This is a genomic window from uncultured Enorma sp. (assembly GCA_905210055.1).
Classification (GTDB): Bacteria; Actinomycetota; Coriobacteriia; order Coriobacteriales; family Coriobacteriaceae; genus Enorma.
In genome coordinates this window covers 1-3,068 of the sequence record CAJLVH010000179.1, presented here as the reverse complement: position 1 = coordinate 3,068, position 3,068 = coordinate 1, and the positions used below count along the sequence as shown (strand labels likewise).

The window sequence follows — 3,068 nt, the reverse complement described above, 5'->3', positions numbered from 1 at the left end:
GGGGTCGTAATCTGCTGCCGCAACGACCGCCTCCGCATCATGACACGCGCGGTATCCAGAGAACGCAAGCGAGAGCTGGCCGCGCCCGCCCGTGAAGCGCGCGACCTCGAGCGCGTACTCGCCAACCTCGGAAGCCGGCACCGCACCCTCGATATGCACCATCTCGCCCGTCGCCTCGGGAGGCGCGAACTCCGCTGACATCCGCGAAAGGTCGGCGAGGGCGCGCCCCACGCATTCTGCAGGAACAGTAAGGCGAAACCGGTACCACGGCTCCAAAAGCATGCAATCCCCGCGCTCACGGGCGCACATGAGCGCCTGCCGAATCGCTCGATACGTCGCCTGGCGGAAATCCCCACCCTCGGTGTGCTTCAGGTGCGCGCGACCAGCAAGAAGCGTTATCCGAACATCGGTAAGCGGAGCGCCGGTAAGCACGCCCGCATGGTCGCGCTCCATGGCATTCGTTAAGATGAGCCGCTGCCAATTGCGGTCGAGGTCATCCTCCGCGCAGCGCGTGCCGAACTCCACGCCCGCACCGCGCGGCAGGGGCTCGAGCATGAGCCGCACCTCGGCATAATGCCGAAGCGGCTCAAAATGCCCCACGCCCTCGACGGACGCCGCGACCGTCTCCTTGTATAAGATGCCGCCCGTACCGAAGGAAACCTCCATGCCGCAGCGTTCGCGCAGCTGCTCGCGCACCACATCCTGCTGAACCTCGCCCATAAGCTGCACATGCACCTCTTGCAGCTGCTCGTGCCAGGCAACGCCCAGCAAGGGGTCTTCGCTTGCAAGTTCGCGAAGCGCGCGGACGAGCGTGGTGACGTCCAAGCCTTCGGAAGGAATCACCTGATACGAAAGGACGGGTGCGAGCACCGGCTCCTCGCCAGCGGACTCCGCGCCGAGCGCGCACCCCGGCACCGCACGAGAAAGCCCGGTCACGGCGCATATCTGCCCCGCGGGAACCTCGACGACCGTCTCGAAGCTTGCCCCCTGGTAGAGGCGCACCTCGTCGACCTTCTCCGTCCACGCTTCCCCGCGCAGATCCCGGCCGTCCACCAGGGCCTTCGCCCGCAGCGTACCGCCCGTGACCTTGAGCCACGCGAGCCGCTCCCCGCGCGCGCCCCTGCTCACACGGTACACGCGGGCGGCAAATGCCTTCGGCCACGCATGCTCGGCGATGAGGCGCGCAACGCCATCGAGGAGCTCCTTCACACCCTCCTCGCGAAGCGCGGTGCCAAAGAAGCACGGAGCGACGGAGCGCTCGGACACAAGGCGCGCAAGCGTGGTCGAAGTAAGCGTGCCGGAATCGAGGTACTCGTCAAGCGCCGCCTCGTCCGCCGCAGCCGCCTCTTCGAGCGCGTCTTCAGAACCCGCGAGGAGCGCCGCCCCGTCCACGCAGCCTGTCGAAAGCCGTTCGCGCAGCTCGCGCATGAGCACGTCGTGGCCGGGATGCTCCAAATCCATCTTGTTCACGAAAACAAAGGTCGGCACTGCATAGCGCTCGAGCAAACCCCATAACGTTTCGGTGTGCCCCTGCACGCCGTCGTTCGCGCCCACCACGAGAATCGCGTAGTCGAGTGCCTGGAGCGTGCGTTCGGCTTCGGCGGAGAAATCGACATGTCCGGGCGCGTCGACGAGCATGAGGTGCGCGCCCGCCCAGTCGAGCGAGGCCTGCGAGGCGAAGATCGTGATGCCACGCGCCCGCTCCATTGAGTCTGTGTCCAGATGCGAGGCGCCCTTGTCCACACGCCCCGCAGCGCGGATGGCACCCGAAGCGTGCAGCATCGCCTCCGCGAGCGTCGTCTTGCCCGCATCGACGTGCGCCAAGAGCCCTATAACCGCCTGAGCCGCCACGCAGCCTCCTCTTATTCCTGCAGCACTCGACACTTTGGGGACGGGGTCAAAAGTGTTGAATTCAACACTTTTGACCCCGTCCCCAAAGTGTTGGGCCTGAATGCCCGTCTTCAATTCTACCAAAGCTCCGCCGACGCGGCAGATGCGCTATGGAGCAGCGTTTTCTGCCGAAGGGGACAGCCCTGCCAATAGGGACGGGGGATTTTGGCAGGGCTGTCCCCTTTGGCAAACGACCGGTTGGTTTCTGCTACCAGATGCCGAGCAGGTGCTGCATGCCAAGACTTACGAGCGCAATGGCGACCCAGCAGGCGAGCCCCATGAGGATGGGTTTGCCGCCCGTACGCACGAGCTTCATGATGTTCGTGTTGAAGCCGATCGCCGCCATCGCCATGATGATGAGGAACTTGCTGAGCTCCTTCACCGGCGCGGTCACGGCGGCGGGCAGCGCGAAGACCGTCGTCACGACGCTTGCGAGCACGAAGAAGATGACGAAGAACGGGAAGATGTGCTTAAGTTCGAACGTGCCGGCAGATGCGCTCTCCCCGGCAGGCGCGCCCTCGTTCGACGCCTCGGCCACACCCTCGCCCGCTGCGCCGCGCTTCGCCTGCCGCACCTGCCAGAACGCGAGCGCAAGCGTGATGGGAATAATCGCGAGCGTGCGCGTGAGCTTCACGATGGTGGCAGAGTCGAGCGTGTTCGCACCGGGGTGCATGCCATCCCATGCCGCCGCAGCAGCCGTGACGGATGAGGTGTCGTTCACCGCGGTGCCGGCAAAGAGCCCGAAGCCCTCGTTCGTCAAGCCAAGCGCGCCACCAAACGCGGGGAACACGAGCGCCGCGATAACGTTGAAGAGGAAGATCACGCTAATGGCCTGGGCAATCTCCTCATCGTCTGCGTCGATGACAGGCGCCGTCGCCGCGATGGCCGAACCACCGCAGATGGACGATCCCACGCCGATGAGCGTCGAGATCTTGCCGGGGATGTTGAGCGCGCGGCAAAGCACGAACGACACGACGAGCGACGTGACGATGGTCGAAACGATGATAGGCAGCGACGTGAGCCCCACCCGAGCGATCTGCGCGAGGTTGAGCCCGAAGCCCAGCAGGATGACCGCCCACTGGAGCACCTTCTTCGAGGTGAACTTCACGCCCGCCTGGAGCGATTCGCCCGCCGCAGCCGGCATCACGAGCGCGAGCACCATGCCGATGAGGATGGGG

General features: G+C 65.3%; 2 protein-coding genes. Both read right to left on the bottom strand.

Translation table 11 applies throughout. The annotated features are described in order from the left end of the window. The coding region (locus tag QZ079_RS08855; RefSeq protein ID WP_297037492.1) for a translation factor GTPase family protein at positions 1 to 1,851 on the bottom strand (1,851 nt) is incomplete at its 3' end. 247 nt (positions 1,852 to 2,098) lie between these two features. Next, positions 2,099 to 3,068: YeiH family protein (locus QZ079_RS08850; RefSeq protein WP_297037491.1), on the bottom strand; the 970-nt coding region annotated here is incomplete at its 5' end.